Genomic DNA, 18,735 nt, shown 5'->3' with positions numbered 1-18,735 from the left:
CGTCACGGAGCACCGGGGGGTCGGTTTAGTTGGTGGCGGGGGCGGGTTCGCCCGCCGCCGGCTGGCTCTACACCCAGGGGTGGTGGGCGCCGGGGCGCCCCGGCGCCAGGTCGACCAGCACCTCGACCTCGGCCACCTCCGGCTGCGCCCGCCACCAGTCCAGCAGCGCGGTGCCCTCGCCCACCGTGCGCTGGTCGATCACCGCCTCGGCCCGGTCCGGGACGACGTTGGGCACGGTGCCGCTGCGCAGCACGCCGGGGTTCCAGGTCTCGGTGCCCAGGAACGGCTCGCTGGCCAGCGGCAGCTGCGAGCCGGCCCGGCCGAGCACGGCGACCAGGTCGAGCAGCGCGTTGTGCCCACGCTCAGGGGTGCTGCCGTGGGCGGCGACGCCGCGGGCCCGCACGGTCAGCCACAGCGCGCCGCGGTGGCCCAGCACCACCCGGTTGCCGGTCGCCTCCGGGACGACGACGGCGCCGACGCTCAGGTCGGCCACCGCGGCGGCCGCGGCGGCGGCGCCCCGGGAGCCGATCTCCTCGTCGCTGGTGAGCAGCAGCGCGACCGGCGTCCCCGGGTCGGCGCCGGCGAGCGCGGCGACGGCGGCCACCACACCGGCCTTCATGTCCGAGCCGCCCCGGCCCCAGACCCTGCCGTCGTCCAGGTCGGCGCCGAACGGGTCGCGCTGCCAGCTGCCCGGCTCGGCGGCCGGCACGGTGTCGACGTGGCAGGCGACCAGCAGCCGGGGCCGCGCCGGGTCGGTGGGGGAGCTGAGCAGCGTCCAGGGCTGGTCGGGGTCCGTGCCGGTCTGCACCCGCAGGTGCGGGGCGGCGGCGGTCAGCACGTCGGTGACCGTGCCGAGCACGCCGCGCTGGGCAGCGGCGTCGCCGGAGACCGTGGGGGTGGCGACCAGCTCGCGCAGCAGGCCGACGACGTCCGGGGCAGGGGCGCTCATGTGCCGATCATGGCCCCTTCTCCGCGCCCCCGCCCCCGCCCCGCGCTCAGCCGGCGACCGGCTCCGGGGTGCGCTCGGCCTCGACCGTGCGGCTCAGCTTCGCGCCCTCGACGTCCAGGTCGGGCAGCGCGCGGTCCAGCCAGCGCGGCAGCCACCAGGCCGAGCGGCCCAGCAGCGCGAGCACCGCTGGCACCAGCGTCATCCGGACGACGAAGGCGTCGACCAGCACGCCGACGGCCAGCCCGAACGCGATCGCCTTGATCGTCACGTCCTCGATGGTCACGAAGCTGCCGAACACCGAGAACATGATCAGCGCAGCGGCCACGACCACCCGGGACGCGTGCCGCATGCCGGCGACGACCGCCTCGACCGGCGCGGCCCCGTGCACGTACTCCTCGCGCATCCGGGAGACGAGGAAGACCTCGTAGTCCATCGCCAGGCCGAACAGCACCGAGATGAGCATGATCGGCATGAAGCTGATCACCGGGCCGGTGGCCGGGACGCCGAAGACGTCCATCAGCCAGCCCCACTGGAACACCGCGACGACGGCGCCGAAGGAGACACCCACCGAGAGCAGGAAGCCCAGCGCCGCCTTGACCGGCACCAGGACCGACCGGAAGACCAGCAGCAGCAGCACCAGCGCCAGGCCGAGGACGACGACGGTGAACGGCAGCAACGCGTCGGACAGCCGGTCGGAGACGTCGATGGCGACCGCGGTCTGCCCGGTGACGGCGACGTCGGCACCGGTCTGGGCCGCCAGGTCGGTGCCCAGGTCGCGCAGCGCACCGACCAGGTCGCTGGTCTCCTGGCTCTGCGGGCCGCTCTCCGGCACCACGGAGACGAGCGCGGCGGTGCCGTCGGCGACCACCTGGGGGGCGGCGTAGGCCACGTCGTCCAGACCGCCGGTGAACTCACCCGGGGTCCCGGTCGGGGTGCCGCCGATGGCCGCCGCCGCCTGGCCGGCGGCCTGCTCGGCGGTGGCCGGCTCCAGGCCGTCGAGGAAGACCAGCAGCGGGCCGTTCACCCCGGGCCCGAAGTACTCGCCGATCGCGTCGTAGGCCTGCCGCTGCGGGGTCTCCTCGCCGGCGGTGCTGGCGTCGGGCAGGGCCAGCTCCAGCTGGGCGGCGGGGATGGCGCAGACCAGCAGCGCGGCGAGCACGCCGAGCACGGTCAGCGCCGGGCGGCGGGTGACCAGCCGTGCCCACCGGGCACCACCGGTGCGGGCCGGGGTGTCGGCGTGCGCGGCCAGCGCCAGCTCGCGGCGGTGCGCCCGGGAGCCGGGCTTGGGCACCAGCCGCTCCCCGGCGAAGCCGAGCAGCGCCGGCACGAGGGTCAGCGCGACCAGCACGGCGACCAGCACGGTGCCGGCTGCGCCCAGGCCCATCACGGTGAGGAAGGGGATGTTGACGACGGCCAGCCCGGAGAGCGCGATGACCACGGTCAGGCCGGCGAAGACGACGGCCGAGCCCGCGGTGCCGGTGGCCCGGCCGGCCGACTCCTCGGGTGCCATGCCCTGCGCCAACTGGGACCGGTGCCGGCTGAGGATGAACAGCGTGTAGTCGATGCCGACCGCCAGGCCGATCATCAGCGCCAGGGTGGGCGCGGTGGAGGAGAGGGTGATGACGCCGGTGAGCGCCAGCAGGCCGGTGAGCCCGATCCCCACCCCGACCAGCGCGATGAGCAGGTTCATCCCGGCCGCGAGCAGCGACCCGAAGGTGATCACCAGCACGGCGACGGCGACGACGACGCCGATCAGCTCCAGCGGACCGACGGTGACCGCGGTGGTGGCGAAGGCCCCGCCGCCGACCTCGACCTGCAGGCCGGCCTCCTCGGCCGCGGCCGTGGCCTGCTGCAGCTGCTCCAGCGCGTCCCCGTCGAGCTCGGTCGCCTCCACCGAGTACTGCACCGAGGCCAGCGCGGCCTGCCCGTCGGGGCTGATCTGCTGGGTGGTGAAGGGGTCCTGCACCGCGGCGACGTCGGCGACCTGACCGGCCGCGGCGACGGCCGCACCGATGGCCTGCGCGTACTGCGGATCGGCGACGGTGCTGCCGTCGGGGGCGATGAAGACCAGGTCGGCACCGGCCCCGGCCGCGGCGGGGGAGACCTCGCGCAGCCGGTCCAGCGCGGTCTGCGACTCCGAGCCGGGGATGGTGAACTCGTCGTCGAACTCGCCCCCCGCGGTGAGGAAGAGGGTGACGACCAGTCCCAGCAGGGCTGCCCAGGCCGCGGTGAACAGCACGCGACGGCGGTAGGCCGCGCGGCCCAGCCGGTACAGCAGGGTGGACATCGGTACTCCTGGGGGATCAGCCGGGTCAGGGGGTGGTCGGAGCGGTCGACACCGCACCACGGACGAGGGAGAGCAGGGCGGTGCGGCGCAGGGGCTCGAGGTCGTCCCGTGCCGTCAGCGACATGGCGTTGAGCCCGGTCAACAGGGCGGTGGCCGCGCCGATGAGGTCGGCGGCCGGCAGGGAGAAGGTCAGGCCCGCCTCGGCGGCCATCCGGTCGACCAGCTCGGCCAGCCGGCTGCCGACCTGGTCGTCGTGCCGGCGCAGCACCTCGGCGGCCTCGGGGTTCCGGGCGGCGTGCAGCGTGTACTCGGTGACCACCAGCGACCAGGTGCGGTCGCACCGGAAGGCGCCCAGCACCCGGTCGACGGCGGCGGCGAGCGGGTCCGGCTCGTCGCCCAGGCCGGTGATGAGCTCGGCGACCCGGGTGAGGTCCCGGTCGACCTCGCGGGTCATCAGCGCCTCGAACAGCTCGTCCTTGCTCCGGAAGCTGGAGTAGAAGGCGCCGCGGCTGAACCCGCCGCGGCGGCAGACGTCCTCCACGCTCGCGGCGGCGAAGCCCTGCTCGGCGAAGGTCTCCAGCGCGGCGTCCAGCAGGAGCTCCACGGTGACCTCACGGCGCCGCTTGGGCCGGTCGAGGTCGGTCGAGGTCACGATGCAGGACTGTATTGGATACAACGGTGCATCGAGAAGCCGCGGCGGTGTGACGTCCGTCGTCCCCGGGCCGGGCGTTCCCGCCGGGGCTCCCCGCCGGTTGTCCTCCCGCACCAACAACTGTCCCCCCGCACCAGCGTTGGTGCGGGGGGACGGTCGTCGATCAGGTCACCTGATCACTGCGGCGACCACGGTCAGCCCAGCGCGCGGCCCACGGCGACGGCGCGGGTGTCCGGCGCGGCGACCCGGGCGGCGTCGGCCTCCTGGTCGTCGGCCGCCTCCTGCGAGCGGCGCTCGGCCTCCACCCGGGCGGTGTAGCTCTGCACCTCGCTGGCGATCCGGGCCTCGTCCCAGCCGAGCACGGGGGCCACCGCGCGGGCCACCGCCTCGGCGGAGTCGACACCGCGGTGCGGGGTCTCGATGGAGATCCGGGTGCGCCGGGCCAGCAGGTCGTCCAGGTGCAGGGCGGCCTCGCGCGCGCACCCCCACACCATCTCGACCATCAGGTACTCCTCGGCGCCGGGCACCGGCTCGAGCAGCTCGGGGGCGTCGGCGGCCATCGCCAGCACCTCCGGGGTGAGCGAGCCGAACCGGTTGATCAGGTGCTCGGCCCGGAACCGCGGGATGCCCCACCGCTCGGACAGCCCGTCCAGGGAGTTGACCATCGCCGCGTAGCCCTCGGCGCCGACCAGCGGGATGTTCTCCGTGACGCTGGGCGGCACCTGGCGGGTGACGTCCTCGGCGACGGCGTCCACCGCGTCGGCGGCCATCGGCCGGTAGGTCGTGTACTTGCCGCCGGCCACCGCGATGACGCCCGGCGTCGGCCGCGCGACCGCGTGCTCCCGCGACAGCTGGCTGGTCATCTCGCTGTCGCCGGACAGCAGCGGGCGCAGCCCGGCGTAGACGCCGGTGATGTCGTCGTGGGTCAGCGGCACGGCCAGCACCCGGTTGACGTGCTCGAGGATGTAGTCGATGTCGGCCTTGGACGCCGCCGGGTGCGCCTTGTCCAGCTCCCAGTCGGTGTCGGTGGTGCCGACGATCCAGTGGCTGCCCCACGGGATCACGAACAGCACCGACTTCTCCGTGCGCAATATCAGCCCGGCCTCGCCGTTGATCCGGTCGCGCGGGACGACGATGTGCACGCCCTTGCTGGCCCGCACGTGGAACCGGCCCCGGCCGCCGACCAGGGTCTGGATGTCGTCGGTCCACACCCCGGTGGCGTTGACCACCACCTCGCTGCGGACGTCGACCTCCTCACCGGTCTCCACGTCGCGGACCCGGACGCCGACGACCCGGCCACCGGCGTGCAGGAAGGAGACGACCTCGGCGGAGTTCAGCACCGTCGCGCCGTAGGCGGCGGCGGTGAGCGCCACGGTCAGGGTGTGCCGGGCGTCGTCGGCCTGCGCGTCGTAGTACCGGACGGCGCCGACCAGCGCGTCGGGCTTGAGCGCGGGGAACATCCGCCGGGCCCCGGTGCGGGTGAGGTGCTTCTGCCCCGGCATGGGCTCGGACAGCGCGCCGAAGCGGGCCAGGCCGTCGTAGAGGGCCAGCCCGGCGGTGACGTAGGGCCGCTCCCAGCCGCGGTGGGTCAGCGGGTACAGGAAGGGCACCGGCTTGACCAGGTGCGGGGCGATCCGGTTGACCGACAGGTCGCGCTCGTGCAGCGCCTCCCGGACCAGCCCGAAGTCGAACTGCTCCAGGTAGCGCAGCCCGCCGTGGAAGAGCTTGGAGGAGCGGGAGGAGGTGCCGCTGGCGAAGTCGCGGGCCTCGACCAGCGCCGTCCGCAGGCCGCGGGTGGCGGCGTCCAGCGCGACGCCCGCGCCGGTCACCCCGCCGCCGATGACCAGGACCTCGAACTCGCCCTTGACCAGCTCGGCCCAGGACTGGGCGCGCTGCTCGGGCCCGAGCGGGCGTACTGCCGTCATGCGAACTCCTCGGTACGTCCCGCCGCGGAGGACGGGCACGTGCTGACGAGGTGGCGCCGGCCGGCGCACCTCGGTGTGGCTGCCGCTGTGACGAGCGGGACGACGATGTGCCGTCGCCCACACGTCCTGCGACCACGGTAGGTCGGTCGCGGGCGGCCCGTCGACGCGAGCTGTCTGACATGGTCGTACGCGGCGTCTCACCCGGTACGACGAGGTCGTACGGCGCAGTGCTCTCCACGGCCGGTCGCGATGCCCTAGCGTCGGGCGTCGTGCCGGGCACCGTGCAGTCGATCGAGCGGGCAGCCGCGATCCTGCAGGTCGTCGCTGCCTCCGGCGGCACGCTCGGGGTCACCGACATCGCCGAGGCGGTCGGGCTGGCCAAGACCACCGCGCACAGCCTGCTGCGCACCCTGCTGCACGTCGGCTTCGTCGAGCAGGACCGGGCGACCGGCCACTACGCCGTGGGCGCCGGGCTGCTGCGGCTGGGCAGCCACCTGGACGTCAACGAGCTCCGGGCCCGCTCGTCCAACTGGGCCGACGCGCTGGCCGCGCGCAGCGGGCAGGCGGTCCGGCTGGTCACCCTCGCCGGCGACGACGAGGTCGTCGTCGTCCACCACGTCTTCCGGCCCGACGACTCGGCGCAGGTGCTGGACGTCGGCAGCACGCTGCCGGCCCGCAGCACCGCGCTGGGCCGGGTGCTGCTCGCCCACTCCCTCGGCCGCCGGGCACCGCGCACCGCGGCCGGCGTGGCAGCAGCCGACCTGGCCGAGGTCCGCGCCCGGGGGTGGGCCGTCGAGCGGGGGGAGCACCAGCCGGGGCGGGGCTGCATCGCCGCGCCGGTGCGTGCCCACGGCGGCCTGGTCGTCGCGGCGCTGGGCATCAACGGGCCGGTGAGCTCGCTGTTCGACGGGCGGGGCGCCCCGCGGGGCCTGCTGGTCGGCATGGTCACCGACGCCGCCGCCGGCGTCTCCCGCGAGCTGGGGGCCGGCGGTGGCTGACCGGTACGTGCTCGCCGTGGACCAGGGGACGACGTCCACCCGGTCGCTGGTGTTCGACCGGGGCGGCCGGATGGTCGCCGTCCGGCAGCGGGAGCACCGGCAGTACTTCCCCAAGCCGGGCTGGGTCGAGCACGACCCGATGGAGATCTGGGCGAACACCCAGCGCACCGCCGCCCAGGTGCTCGCCGACCTGCCCGCGGCCGGGGAGGTGGTCGCGCTGGGCATCGCCAACCAGCGGGAGACGACCGTCGTCTGGGACCGCACCACCGGTCGCCCGGTCACCCGCGCGCTGGTCTGGCAGGACACCCGCACCGCCGACCTGGTCGCCGAGCTGGCCGCCCGCCCGGACGCGGAGCTGGTCGCCGAGCGCAGCGGGATGGCGATCGCCGGCTACTTCTCCGGCCCGCGGCTGCGCTGGATCCTCGACCACGTGCCCCGCGCCCGGGAGCGCGCCGAACGGGGTGAGCTGCTCTTCGGCACGATGGAGACCTGGCTGATCTGGAACCTCACCGGCGGCCCGGACGGCGGGGTGCACGTCACCGACGTGACCAACGCCAGCCGCACGCTGCTGATGGACGTGCGCAGCTGCCGCTGGGACCCCGACCTGCTGGCCTTCTTCGGCATCCCGGCGGCGATGCTGCCGGAGATCCGCCCGTCGGTCGGCGTCCTGGGGCTGGCCACCGCGCTGTCGCCGGCGCTGCCGATCGCCGGCGCGCTGGGCGACCAGCAGGCGGCGCTGTTCGGGCAGGCCTGCTTCGCCCCCGGCGAGGCCAAGTGCACCTACGGCACCGGCAGCTTCCTGCTGCAGAACACCGGCACCGAGCTGGTGCGCACCCGGTCGGGGTCGATCAGCACGGTCGCCTACCAGCTGGCCGGCGAGCCGGTGCACTACGCGCTGGAGGGCTCGGTCGCCGTGGCCGGCGCGCTGGTGCAGTGGCTGCGCGACGGCCTGGGGATGATCAGCTCGGCGGCCGAGGTGGAGACGCTGGCCCGCACGGTCGCCGACAACGGCGGCTGTTACGTCGTCCCGGCGTTCTCCGGCCTGCTCGCCCCGCACTGGCGGGGCGAGGCACGCGGCCTGGTCGCCGGGCTCACCTCCTACGTGACCAAGGGCCACCTGGCCCGGGCGGTGCTGGAGGCCACCGGCTGGCAGACCCGGGACGTCGTCCAGGCGATGGCCGCGGACTCCGGGCTGAGCCTGCCGGCGCTGAGGGTGGACGGCGGGATGACCACCAACAACCTGCTGATGCAGTTCGTCGCCGACGCCCTCGACACCCCGGTGGTGCGCCCGATGGTGGGGGAGACCGTGTCGCTGGGGGCCGCCTACGCCGCCGGGCTGGCGGTGGGCGTGTGGTCCGACGTGGCGGCACTGCGCCGCAACTGGCACCGGGCGGCGCAGTGGACGCCGTCCCCAGTGCGGTCGCTGGCGCTCACCGCGGAGTACCCGCGGTGGGAGCGCGCGGTGGAGCTGAGCATCGCGTGGGGCGCCCCCTGACCGGTGGCGACCCACCGTCACCGCAAGCTGTCCGACGATGTCGGACCCGGCGTGTTGTCCGGCTCACACCCGGCTCCTACGGTCCTCGCACGGGACGGCCCGAGGTGATCATCACCACAGGCCGGTCCGGACCCACCCACGGTCCGCAGAGCTGCGGACCCGTTGCGAGGAGCGCCTACACGTGGACACCGTCGGTCTCTGGACCGTCTTCGGGAGTGAAGTACTCGGTACCGGGATCCTGATCCTGCTGGGCGTGGGCGTCGTCGCCAACGTCGTGCTGCCCAAGACCAACGGCAACAACAGCGGCTGGATCGTCATCATCTTCGGCTGGGGGCTGGCGGTCTTCGCCGGCGTCTTCGCCGCCGCCTCGTCCGGGGCCCACATCAACCCGGCGGTCACCGTCGGGCTGCTGGTGAGCGGCGCCGACGAGTACGCCCCCGGCGTGCCCGTCACCCTCACCAGCACGCTGGTGTACTTCGCCGCCCAGCTCATCGGCGCCTTCCTCGGCGCGGTCGTGGCCTACCTGGCCTACTACGGGCACTACAACGACCCCGACGCCGCCGGCACCCAGCTGGGCACCTTCGCCACCGGGCCGGCGATGGGCACCATCAAGGACAACGTGGTCACCGAGGTCGTCGGCACCTTCGTGCTGGTCTACATCGTGCTCCGGTTCGGCGACACCCCGACCGAGATCGGCCCGCTGGCCGTCGCTCTGCTCGTCGTCGGCATCGGCGCCTCGCTCGGTGGCCCCACCGGCTACGCCATCAACCCCGCCCGTGACCTCGGGCCGCGGCTGGCCCACGCCGTCCTGCCCATCAAGGGCAAGGGCGACAGCAACTGGGGCTACGCCTGGGTGCCGATCGTCGGCCCGCTCATCGGCGCCGTGATCGCCGGCGGCCTCGCCCACGTCAACCTCTGACCCGACCCCTCTCGGGGCCAAAGTCGCGATTTTGGCCCCTCCGTCTCCAGGAGGAACCCCCATGGCCCAGTACGTAGCCGCCATCGACCAGGGCACCACCAGCACCCGCTGCATGCTGTTCGACCACGACGGCAAGGTCGTCTCCGTCGGCCAGAAGGAGCACCAGCAGATCTTCCCGCGCGCCGGGTGGGTCGAGCACGACGCCAACGAGATCTGGACCAACACCCGCGAGGTCGTCGGCCAGGCCCTCGCCCGCGGCAACGCGAGCAACTCCGACATCGTCGCCGTCGGCATCACCAACCAGCGGGAGACCGCGGTGGTGTGGGACAAGAACACCGGCCAGCCGGTCTACAACGCCATCGTCTGGCAGGACACCCGGACGACGAAGATCATCGAGGAGCTCGGTGCCCTCGGTGGCGGCGCCGACCGGTACAAGGACAAGGTCGGCCTCCCGCTGGCCACCTACTTCGCCGGCCCCAAGGTCCGCTGGATCCTGGACAACGTCGACGGCGCCCGGGAGAAGGCCGAGCGCGGCGACCTGCTCATGGGCACCATCGACTCCTGGCTGATCTGGAACATGACCGGCGGCGCCGACGGCGGGCTGCACCTCACCGACGTCTCCAACGCCTCCCGCACCATGCTGATGGACTACCGCAAGCTGGCCTGGGACGCCGACATCGCCGAGGAGATGGGCATCCCGATGTCGATGCTCCCGGAGATCCGGTCGAACTCCGAGGAGTACGGCAAGGGCCGCAAGGCCGGCTTCCTGGCCGGGGTGCCGATCGCCGGCTCGCTCGGTGACCAGCAGGCGGCCACGTTCGGCCAGGTCTGCTTCACCAAGGGCATGGCCAAGAACACGTACGGCACCGGCAACTTCATGCTGCTCAACACCGGCGAGGAGGCCGTCCCGTCGCAGAACGGCCTGCTCACCACGCTGTGCTACCAGCTGGGTGACGCCAAGCCGGTCTACGCGCTGGAGGGGTCGATCGCGGTCACCGGCTCGCTGGTGCAGTGGGTCCGCGACAACCTGGGCATGATCAAGAACGCCCCGGAGATCGAGGACCTCGCCCGCTCGGTCGACGACAACGGCGGCGCCTACTTCGTCCCGGCGTTCTCCGGGCTGTTCGCCCCGCACTGGCGCTCCGACGCCCGCGGCGCCGTCGTCGGGCTCACCCGGTTCGTCAACAAGGGCCACCTCGCGCGCGCCGTCCTGGAGGCCACCGCCTACCAGACCCGCGAGGTGCTGGACGCGATGAACGCCGACTCCGGCGTCGACCTCACCGAGCTGCGGGTGGACGGCGGCATGGTCGGCAACGAGCTGCTCATGCAGTTCCAGGCCGACCTGCTCGGCGTCCCGGTGATCCGGCCGCAGATCGCCGAGACGACGGCACTGGGCGCGGCCTACGCGGCCGGGCTCGCCGTCGGCTTCTGGTCCGACCTCGACGAGCTCACCGCCAAGTGGGCCGAGGACAAGCGCTGGGAGCCGCAGATGGCCGACGACGAGCGGGAGCGCAACTACCGCAACTGGCAGAAGGCCGTCACCAAGTCCCTGGACTGGGTCGACGACGACGTCAGCTGAGCCGGCCGGTGCCCCGCGGCTCGCGAGAGCTGACCGCGGGGCCCAGCACGGTGCCAGGGTGCAGGCCGGTCGGAGCAGTCTCCGGCGGGCCTGCACCCCGCCACCGGTCGATGACGGGGTGCACCCGGGGGAGGAGTTCGTCGCAGGGCCCGCACCGCGGGCATCGAAACGCACATGCACGAGACTCAAGGAAGAGCATCGATCATGAAGGCTGCACTACCGAAGTCGCTGTTCACGATGGCCGTGGCCGCAGGCCTCACCGGCGCGGTCGCACCGGCCGCCTCGGCCACCCCCCAGGAGGACCCGCCGACGGTGTTCGGCACGGCCGCCGACGTCACCGGTCCCCTGCCGGTCACGGACGAGTCCTACCCCTTCGGGGCCGCGGACCGGACAGAGGTCCCCGAGGACCTGGCAGCGTCCGGCTACGTCGAGGAGGAGTTCCTGGCCAGCGGCACGTCCAACGTGTACAGCTGGCCGGAGGACGCGCCGGCGGTCGTGCGCACCGCCGACGCTCCCTACACCACCCGGGTCCTGGTGCGGCGCCCCGCGGAGGGCGCGCACTTCAGCGGCAACGTCGTCGTGGAGATGCTCAACCCGTCCAACCTCTTCGACCTGAACATCGGCTGGGCTGTGGCCAACCGGCAGCTGGTCGAGAACGGGGACGCGTGGGTGGGGATCACCGCGAAGCCCGTCGCGGTCGAGGCGCTGAAGAACTTCGATCCCGAGCGCTATGGGCCGCTCTCCTTCGCCAACCCGCTCCCTGTCAGCGACCCGGCCAACTGCTCGACGGTGGACGCCGACGCGGATCCCGCCACGCCGGAGACACCGCTGCCGGCGGACACCACGCAGGCCACCGAGAACGGCCTGGTCTGGGACATCTTCACCCAGGTGGGCAACTGGCTCCGGGAGGACGACACCTCCAACCCGCTCACCTACGGTGGGTCCGAGACGCAGGTGCAGCACGCCTACGGCTTCGGCTACTCGCAGACCGGCGGCTACCTGATCAACTACATGAAGGCGGTTCACCCGCTCGTCGTGGCGGCCCAGGGCGGCCCCACCTACGACGGCTACCTCCTCGGGGTGGCCGGCGGTGCCTTCGCCGGCGCCTACCCGATGAACCAGTGCGAGGCCGCGCCGCCGGTCGACGACCCCCGCCGGGACCTGTACGGGATCGGTGTCCCGGTGATCCAGTTGATGTCGCAGTCGGACTACCTCCGCGGCATCGGCTCACGCCGTCCGGACAGCGACGTCGCGCCGGACCAGTTCCGGCACTACGAGATGGCCGGCGCCGGTCACGCGACCCCGGACGAGCTGTACTACTCCGCGTCCTCGGCGGACATCGTCGCGGCCGGCCGGACCGTACCGCCGGTGGCCTGCGACCAGGGCCCGCGGAGCCGGTTCCCCAGCGCGATCTTCTTCGACGCCGCGCTGCGGAACCTCGACCTCTGGGTGCGGGACGGCGTCGCCCCGCCCAGGTCCAACCCGATCGTCGTGCGCTACGGCGAGCCGGTCCTCGACGAGTTCGGCAACGTGCAGGGCGGCCTGCGCTCGCCCTACCTCGACGTCCCGCGGAGCACCTGGTACGGCACGGCCACCGGAGCGTCGTTCTGCTACATCGCCGGTTACGAGGTGCCCTTCGACGAGGCCACCATCGACGCGCTCTACCCCAAGCCGCGGGACTACGTGCGGCAGGTCAGGCAGAACGTCCGCGACCTGGAGGACGCCGGGTACCTCACCCCGGCAGACGCCGACTGGCTGATCGAGGAGGCGCGGGAGGTGGCCCGGCAGCGGTGACAGCCTGCCGGTCACGCACCAGCAGCTGACCAGCACGGGCCCGCGGGAGTCCACCCGCGGGCCCGTGCTGCGTGCAGGGGCCGCCCCTCGGGTGTCAGGGGCCAAAGGGCGACGGGGACGACGGCCTTGGCCTCCTCCTGCACCCGAGCCAGGTGGTCGGCCTCGGGTAGGACATCGCTGTGGACCTCGTAGAACGGTGGGCCCGTCAGCCGGCGAGGGCCGCGGATACGACGGCCTTGGCCTCCTCCTGCACCTGGGCGAGGTGGTCGGGGCCCTGGAAGGACTCGGCGTAGACCTTGTAGACGTCCTCGGTGCCGGACGGGCGGGCGGCGAACCAGGCGTTCTCGGTGGTGACCTTCAGCCCGCCGATCGCCGCACCGTTGCCGGGGGCCGTCGTGAGCTTGGCGGTGATCGGCTCGCCGGCCAGCTCGGTGGCGGTGACCGCCTCGGGGGAGAGCTTGCCGAGCGCCGCCTTCTCCTCCCGGGTGGCCGCGGCGTCGACCCGGGCGTAGGCCGAGGCGCCGAACCGTTCCGTCAGTGACGCGTGCAGCTGCGAGGGCGAGCTGCCGGTGACCGCCTGGATCTCCGAGGCCAGCAGGGCGAGCAGGATGCCGTCCTTGTCCGTCGTCCAGACCCCGCCGTCGCGGCGGAGGAACGAGGCGCCCGCCGACTCCTCGCCGCCGAAGCCGACCGACCCGTCGAGCAGCCCAGGCACGAACCACTTGAACCCGACCGGCACCTCGACCAGCTGCCGCCCGAGGTCGGCGACCACCCGGTCGATGAGGGACGACGACACCAGCGTCTTGCCGACCGCCGTGCCGGCGCCCCACTCCGGCCGGTGGCTGAACAGGTAGGAGATCGCCACGGCGAGGAAGTGGTTGGGGTTCATCAGTCCGCCGTCGGGGGTGACGATGCCGTGCCGGTCGGCGTCCGCGTCGTTGCCCGTCGCGATCGAGAACTGGTCCTTCTGCCCGATCAGCGAGGCCATCGCCGAGGGGGAGGAGCAGTCCATCCGGATCTTGCCGTCCCAGTCCAGCGTCATGAACCGCCAGGTGGCGTCCACCAGCGGGTTGACCACGGTCAGGTCGAGGCCGTGCCGCTCGGCGATCTCCCCCCAGTAGGCGACGCTCGCCCCGCCCAGCGGGTCGGCGCCGATGCGAACGCCGGCGTGCCTCACAGCGGCCAGGTCCAGCACGTTCGGCAGGTCGTCGACGTAGCTGCCCAGGAAGTCGTAGGACTGCGCGGCGGCGCGGGCCCGGGCGAACGGGATCCGCCGCACGCCGTCCAGGCCGGTGATCAGCAGTTCGTTGGCCCGCTTCGCGATCCAGCCGGTCGCATCGGTGTCGGCCGGGCCGCCCGAGGGCGGGTTGTACTTGAACCCCCCGTCGCGCGGCGGGTTGTGCGACGGGGTGACGACGATGCCGTCGGCCAGCCCGCTGGTCCTCCCCCGGTTGGCGGTGAGGATCGCGTGGCTCACCGCGGGGGTCGGGGTGTAGCCGTCGCGGGAGTCGACGAGCACGGTGACGTCGTTGGCGGCGAGCACCTCCAGGGCGCTGACCCAGGCCGGCTCGGAGAGCCCGTGGGTGTCCCGGCCGACGAACAGCGGGCCGTCGAAGCCCTGCTGCGCCCGGTACTCGCAGATCGCCTGCGTGGTGGCCAGGATGTGCGCCTCGTTGAACGCGCCGTCCAGCGAGGACCCGCGGTGCCCCGACGTGCCGAACGTGACCTGCTGGTCGGGGTCCTCCGCGTCGGGCTGCACCGAGTAGTAGGCGGTGACCAGGTGTGGGACGTCGACCAGGTCGGAGGGCTGGGCCGGCTGGCCGGCGCGGTCGGAGCTCATGGGCTGATCTTCGCGCCGACAGCCCGGTCGCCGCGACCTGGGTCGCTCTGTCGGTGGGCGGTCGTAGCCTGGTCGGGTGCTCGGGGACTGGCGGGAGATGGTCACCGACGCGGCGTTGACCGAGGCGGTCGGCAAGCACGTGCTCGACCGGGCGCGGCCCTACGCGAGCCGCAGCGTGCTCGACGTCCGGGTGGGCGACGATGCCCGCCGACTGACCGGTCTGGTCCAGGGCGGCGAGCCCGAGCCCTACCGGACGACGGTGGTGCGCACCGAGGGCGGCCGGGTGGGCTGGGCGGCGGCCTGCACCTGCCCGGTGGGCGACGACTGCAAGCACGCCGTGGCGGTGCTGCTGCACCTGCGCCCGGACATCCAGCGTGCCGCCGGCGGGCCGCGTCCGGGGCAGTCCGCCCCGCGCAGCTGGGAGGAGGAGCTCGCCGAGCTGGTCACCTCCGCCGGCCGGCCGGCGCTGGCGTCCGTGCCGATCGGCCTGCAGTTCGAGCTGGTCGAGCCTGAGCCCGGCCGGGGGCGCGCGTCGGTCGCCGCACCGGGCACCCGGCAGCGGCTGATCCGGCTGCGGCCCGTGGTGCCCGGGAAACGCGAGCAGTGGGTGCGCAGCGGCGTCTCCTGGCGGCAGCTGCAGTACGACAGCACCCAGGCCGGCTGGGACGCAGGCCACCTCGCCGCGATGCGCGCGCTGCACGCCACCCACCAGGCGGCCCGCAACCAGTACTGGTCCTACGCGCCGGCCGACGTGTACCTGCACGAGTTCGGCCCCGGGCTGTGGCGGCTGCTCGCCGAGGCGGTGGCCGACGGCGTCCCGCTGGTCACCGCCGACCGGGTGGCCCGGCCGGTGCTGCTCGCGCAGCAGCCGGCGGACGTCGCCGTCGACCTGCGCAGCGGCGGCGGGCCCGCCGAGCTGTCCGCGGTGCTGCAGCTCGACGGCCGCAGCGTCGACCCCGCCCGGCTCTCCTTCCTCGGGATGCCCCCGCACGGGGTGTCCGTGGAGGGCCCCGTCGGCGCGGACGGCGACATCCCCGGGCTGGTGCTGGCCCGGCTGGACCGGGCGGTGCCGCCGGTGCTGGCAGGGCTGGTGGCCCGCGGTGGGCGGATCGACATCCCGCCCGGCGACGTCGACCGGTTCCTGCGCGACTGGTACCCGGGGCTGCGGCAGGCGGTCCCGGTGATCTCCGGCGACGGCTCGGTGCCGCTGCCCGAGGTGCCTCGGCCGCGGCTGGCCGTCGAGGTCCACTACCCCGGCGACGACACGGTCTGCCTGGCCTGGACGGTCCGCTACGGCGAACGGGCGTTCACCCCGGGCGCCCCGTCCGCGCCGGGCGACGGCCGCGACCCCGCCGCTGAGCAGCAACTGGTCGACGCGCTGCCCGGCCCGGTCGCCGCGCTCCCCGAGCTCTGGACGCCGGACGGCCCGCTCGCGGTGAGCACCGAGCTGGCCCGGGTGGAGGCACTGGAGTTCACCACCGAGGTGCTGCCCGAGCTGCACGCCGCACCCGACGTCGACGTGACGCTGGTGGGCACCCCACCGGACTATCGGCCGAACACCGCGGCGCCGCAGATCAGCTTCACCACCCGCGACAGCCGGGAGTCCGATTGGTTCGACCTGGGCGTCTCGGTGAGCGTGGACGGCCAGAGCGTGCCCTTCGAGACCCTCTACAAGGCACTCGCCGCAGGGCGCACCCGGCTGGTGCTGCTGTCCGGCACGTACTTCTCCCTGCAGCGGCCGGAGTTCGAGCAGCTGCGGCTGCTGATCGAGGAGGCCCGGGCGCTGCAGGACGTGCCCGGCGACGGGGTGAAGGTGAGCCGTTTCCAGGCCGGGTTGTGGGAGCAGCTGCTCGGGCTGGGCGTGGTCGAGGAGCAGAGCGAGCGCTGGACCCGCGAGGTGCGCGGGCTGATCGACGCCGAGCACGCCGAGCCGCCGCCGGTGCCGGCCGGGCTGGCCGCCGAGCTGCGGCCGTACCAGCACGAGGGCTACGGCTGGCTGGCCTTCCTCTGGGACCACCGCCTCGGCGGGGTGCTCGCCGACGACATGGGGCTGGGCAAGACCCTGCAGACCCTCGCGCTGCTGGTGCGGGCGCACGAGGCCGGCGACCTGGACGACGCCCCGGCCCTGGTCGTGGCGCCGACCAGCGTGGTCTCCACCTGGGCGCGGGAGGCGGCCCGGTTCGCCCCCGGCCTGCGGGTGGTCACCGTCGAGGAGACCGAGCGCAAGCGCGGCCGGGCCCTGGAGGAGCAGGTGGCCGCGGCGCACGTCGTCGTCACCTCCTACGCCCTCTTCCGGATCGACGAGGACGCGTGGACGGCGATGCCGTGGCGCGCGCTGGTGCTCGACGAGGCCCAGTTCGTGAAGAACCACCAGGCCCGCACCTACCAGTGCGCCCGCCGGCTGCCGGCGCCGGTGAAGCTGGCGCTGACCGGCACCCCGCTGGAGAACAGCGTCATGGACGTCTGGTCGCTGATGTCGATCGTCGCGCCCGGGCTGTTCCCCGACCCGGAGCGGTTCACCGAGCAGTACCGCATCCCGATCGAGCGGGACCGCGACGCGGAGAAGCTGGCCGTGCTGCGCCGCCGGATCCGCCCGCTGATGCGCCGGCGCACCAAGGAGATGGTCGCCGCCGAGCTGCCGCCCAAGCAGGAGCAGGTGCTGGAGGTGGTGCTCAACCCACGCCACGAGAAGCTGTACCAGACCCACCTGCAGCGGGAGCGCAGCAAGGTGCTCGGCCTGGTCGACGACATGCAGAAGAACCGGATGACGATCTTCCGGTCGCTGACCCTGCTCCGGCAGCTGAGCCTCGACCCGGTGCTGGTCGACCCGGGCTACGCCGACGTCCGCTCCAGCAAGGCCGACGCCTTCCTCGAGCACCTGCGCGAGGTGGTCGCCGAGGGCCACCGGGTGCTGGTGTTCAGCCAGTTCACCCGCTTCCTGCGCGGCATCCGCGACCGGCTCACCGCCGAGGGCATCGACTGGGTGTACCTGGACGGCCGCACCCGCGACCGCGACGCCGCGATCGGGCAGTTCCGCACCGGAACGGCGCCGGTGTTCCTGATCAGCCTCAAGGCCGGCGGCTTCGGGCTGACCCTCACCGAGGCCGACTACGTCTTCGTGCTCGACCCGTGGTGGAACCCGGCGAGCGAGGCGCAGGCCGTCGACCGGGCGCACCGGATCGGCCAGGACAAGACGGTGATCGTCTACCGCCTGGTGGCCGTCGGCACCATCGAGGAGAAGGTGATGGAGCTCAAGGCCCGCAAGCAGGCGCTGTTCGAGCAGGTCGTCGACGACGGCGCACTCGCCTCAGGCGCACTCACCGCCGACGACGTCCGGGGCCTGTTCGGCTGATCAGCGGCCGGCCGTCAGCCCACCCGGGCGGCGATGGCGAACACCAGGGGGATGCACAAGACCCCCACGCCGACCCAGCCGAGCACGATCCCCGCGGTCGCCATGCCACCACCGCCCTCGCCGCGCTCCCGGATCTGCTTCTTCGCCACGTAGCCGAAGACCAGCGCGAGGATGCTGCCAATCCAGTAGATCCACACGATACCGAGCACCATGGAGGCGATGGCCAGCCCGTTGGTGCGCTGCGGCGGCGGGTAGCCGTACCCGTACGGCGGCGGACCGTAGGGCTGCGGACCGTACGGCTGCGTGACCTGGCCGTGGGGCTGCTGGCCATGGGGAACTTCGGCCTGCCGCCGATGGGCCTCGTGGTCGTGGCCGTCGTCCTGGCTCATCTGCTCGTCCCCCGTGGTCGCGGCACCTGCGTGCACCGCCCCGGTGGACGGCCCCTCGACCACAAGTCCGTTCGGAGCCCCCGGCACCGACCTCCGGCCGGCCGGCGGGCCGGCCACAGGGGCGTGGACCCGCTCGAGCCGGCTCACCCCCGGCGCGGCTCGCCGCGGTAGTCGCCAACGCTCCACAGATTGCCCTCGGGGTCACGGACGGCGAACTCGCGACTGCCGTAGTCGGTGTCGTGCGGCTCCTGCACCACCTGAGCGCCGACGGCGAGCGCCCGGGCGTGCACCGCGTCCACGTCGTCGCTGACCAGGTAGGCGGCGGCCGTGCCGGGCTGTGCCGGCCATGGGTCGCCGGGCACGTCGCGCACGGAGCCGAGCATCACCCCGCCGCCGGGCGGCCAGTCCAGCTGCGCGTGGGCGACCGTGTCGCCTTCGCCGTGGACAGCGGTCTCCTCGAAGCCGAGGGCGTCGACCAGGAAGCGGATGAGCGCACGGGCGTCGCGGGCGCGGAAGGCGGGCCAGACGGTGGGTGCGGGAGTCGGATCGGTCATGC

The 18,735-nt window shown here is 73.6% G+C and carries 13 protein-coding genes; 6 read left to right on the top strand and 7 right to left on the bottom strand.

The genetic code is table 11. The annotated features are described in order from the left end of the window. Positions 1 to 67: 67 nt before the first annotated feature. The 4 genes from ACJTNH_RS17250 to ACJTNH_RS17235 form a co-directional block, all read right to left on the bottom strand. Complete coding sequence (locus ACJTNH_RS17250) at positions 68 to 949, bottom strand: M20 family metallopeptidase (protein ID WP_458177846.1); 882 nt, start codon at positions 947 to 949, stop codon at positions 68 to 70. 46 nt (positions 950 to 995) lie between these two features. Further along, positions 996 to 3,236: an MMPL family transporter gene (locus ACJTNH_RS17245; RefSeq protein ID WP_458177844.1), complete on the bottom strand. Its 2,241-nt coding sequence runs from the start codon at positions 3,234 to 3,236 to the stop codon at positions 996 to 998. A 25-nt stretch (positions 3,237 to 3,261) separates the two neighbouring features. After that, the gene (locus ACJTNH_RS17240) at positions 3,262 to 3,888 is read right to left on the bottom strand and encodes a TetR/AcrR family transcriptional regulator (RefSeq protein ID WP_458177842.1); all 627 of its coding nucleotides are present in this window, start codon (positions 3,886 to 3,888) and stop codon (positions 3,262 to 3,264) included. Positions 3,889 to 4,082: 194 nt separating this feature from the next. Then, complete coding sequence (locus ACJTNH_RS17235; protein ID WP_458177840.1) at positions 4,083 to 5,813, bottom strand: glycerol-3-phosphate dehydrogenase/oxidase; 1,731 nt, start codon at positions 5,811 to 5,813, stop codon at positions 4,083 to 4,085. Between the two features lie 269 nt (positions 5,814 to 6,082). Here ACJTNH_RS17235 and ACJTNH_RS17230 point away from each other — a divergent pair, with 269 nt between their 5' ends. The 5 genes from ACJTNH_RS17230 (at position 6,083) to ACJTNH_RS17210 (ending at position 12,598) form a co-directional block, all read left to right on the top strand. Then, on the top strand, positions 6,083 to 6,811 hold the full coding sequence (locus ACJTNH_RS17230; RefSeq protein ID WP_458177838.1) for an IclR family transcriptional regulator: 729 nt from the start codon (positions 6,083 to 6,085) through the stop codon (positions 6,809 to 6,811). Then, entirely contained in the window at positions 6,804 to 8,306 is a 1,503-nt protein-coding gene (gene glpK / locus ACJTNH_RS17225) for a glycerol kinase GlpK (protein WP_458177836.1), read from the top strand. The genes ACJTNH_RS17230 and glpK (ACJTNH_RS17225) overlap by 8 nt, the downstream gene beginning before the upstream one ends. A gap of 181 nt (positions 8,307 to 8,487) precedes the next feature. Continuing rightward, complete coding sequence (locus tag ACJTNH_RS17220) at positions 8,488 to 9,225, top strand: MIP/aquaporin family protein (protein ID WP_458177834.1); 738 nt, start codon at positions 8,488 to 8,490, stop codon at positions 9,223 to 9,225. 61 nt (positions 9,226 to 9,286) lie between these two features. Continuing rightward, a complete protein-coding gene (gene glpK / locus ACJTNH_RS17215) occupies positions 9,287 to 10,804 on the top strand; it encodes a glycerol kinase GlpK (RefSeq protein WP_458177832.1) in 1,518 nt (505 codons plus the stop codon). Between the two features lie 204 nt (positions 10,805 to 11,008). Beyond that, the gene (locus ACJTNH_RS17210; RefSeq protein WP_458177830.1) at positions 11,009 to 12,598 is read left to right on the top strand and encodes an alpha/beta hydrolase domain-containing protein; all 1,590 of its coding nucleotides are present in this window, start codon (positions 11,009 to 11,011) and stop codon (positions 12,596 to 12,598) included. A 205-nt stretch (positions 12,599 to 12,803) separates the two neighbouring features. Here ACJTNH_RS17210 and pgm read toward each other — a convergent pair whose 3' ends face one another. Continuing rightward, a complete protein-coding gene (gene pgm, locus ACJTNH_RS17205) occupies positions 12,804 to 14,438 on the bottom strand; it encodes a phosphoglucomutase (alpha-D-glucose-1,6-bisphosphate-dependent) (RefSeq protein WP_458177828.1) in 1,635 nt (544 codons plus the stop codon). A 76-nt stretch (positions 14,439 to 14,514) separates the two neighbouring features. Between pgm and ACJTNH_RS17200 the strand changes: the two genes are divergently transcribed. Next, positions 14,515 to 17,790 (top strand): DEAD/DEAH box helicase, encoded by a 3,276-nt coding sequence (locus ACJTNH_RS17200; RefSeq protein WP_458177826.1) that lies wholly within the window; start codon positions 14,515 to 14,517, stop codon positions 17,788 to 17,790. A gap of 14 nt (positions 17,791 to 17,804) precedes the next feature. On the opposite strand, the gene ACJTNH_RS17195 is transcribed toward ACJTNH_RS17200, so the two are convergent. Next, positions 17,805 to 18,179, bottom strand: a complete 375-nt coding sequence (locus ACJTNH_RS17195; RefSeq protein ID WP_458177824.1) for a DUF4190 domain-containing protein — start codon at positions 18,177 to 18,179, stop codon at positions 17,805 to 17,807. Positions 18,180 to 18,322: 143 nt separating this feature from the next. Further along, positions 18,323 to 18,733, bottom strand: a complete 411-nt coding sequence (locus tag ACJTNH_RS17190; protein ID WP_458177822.1) for a VOC family protein — start codon at positions 18,731 to 18,733, stop codon at positions 18,323 to 18,325. Between the last annotated feature and the right edge of the window lie 2 nt (positions 18,734 to 18,735).

The sequence above is a fragment of the Modestobacter lacusdianchii genome, assembly GCF_054177765.1.
The sequence above is the reverse complement of the archived record's forward strand: the minus strand, read 5'-3'. Positions and strand labels throughout refer to the sequence as shown.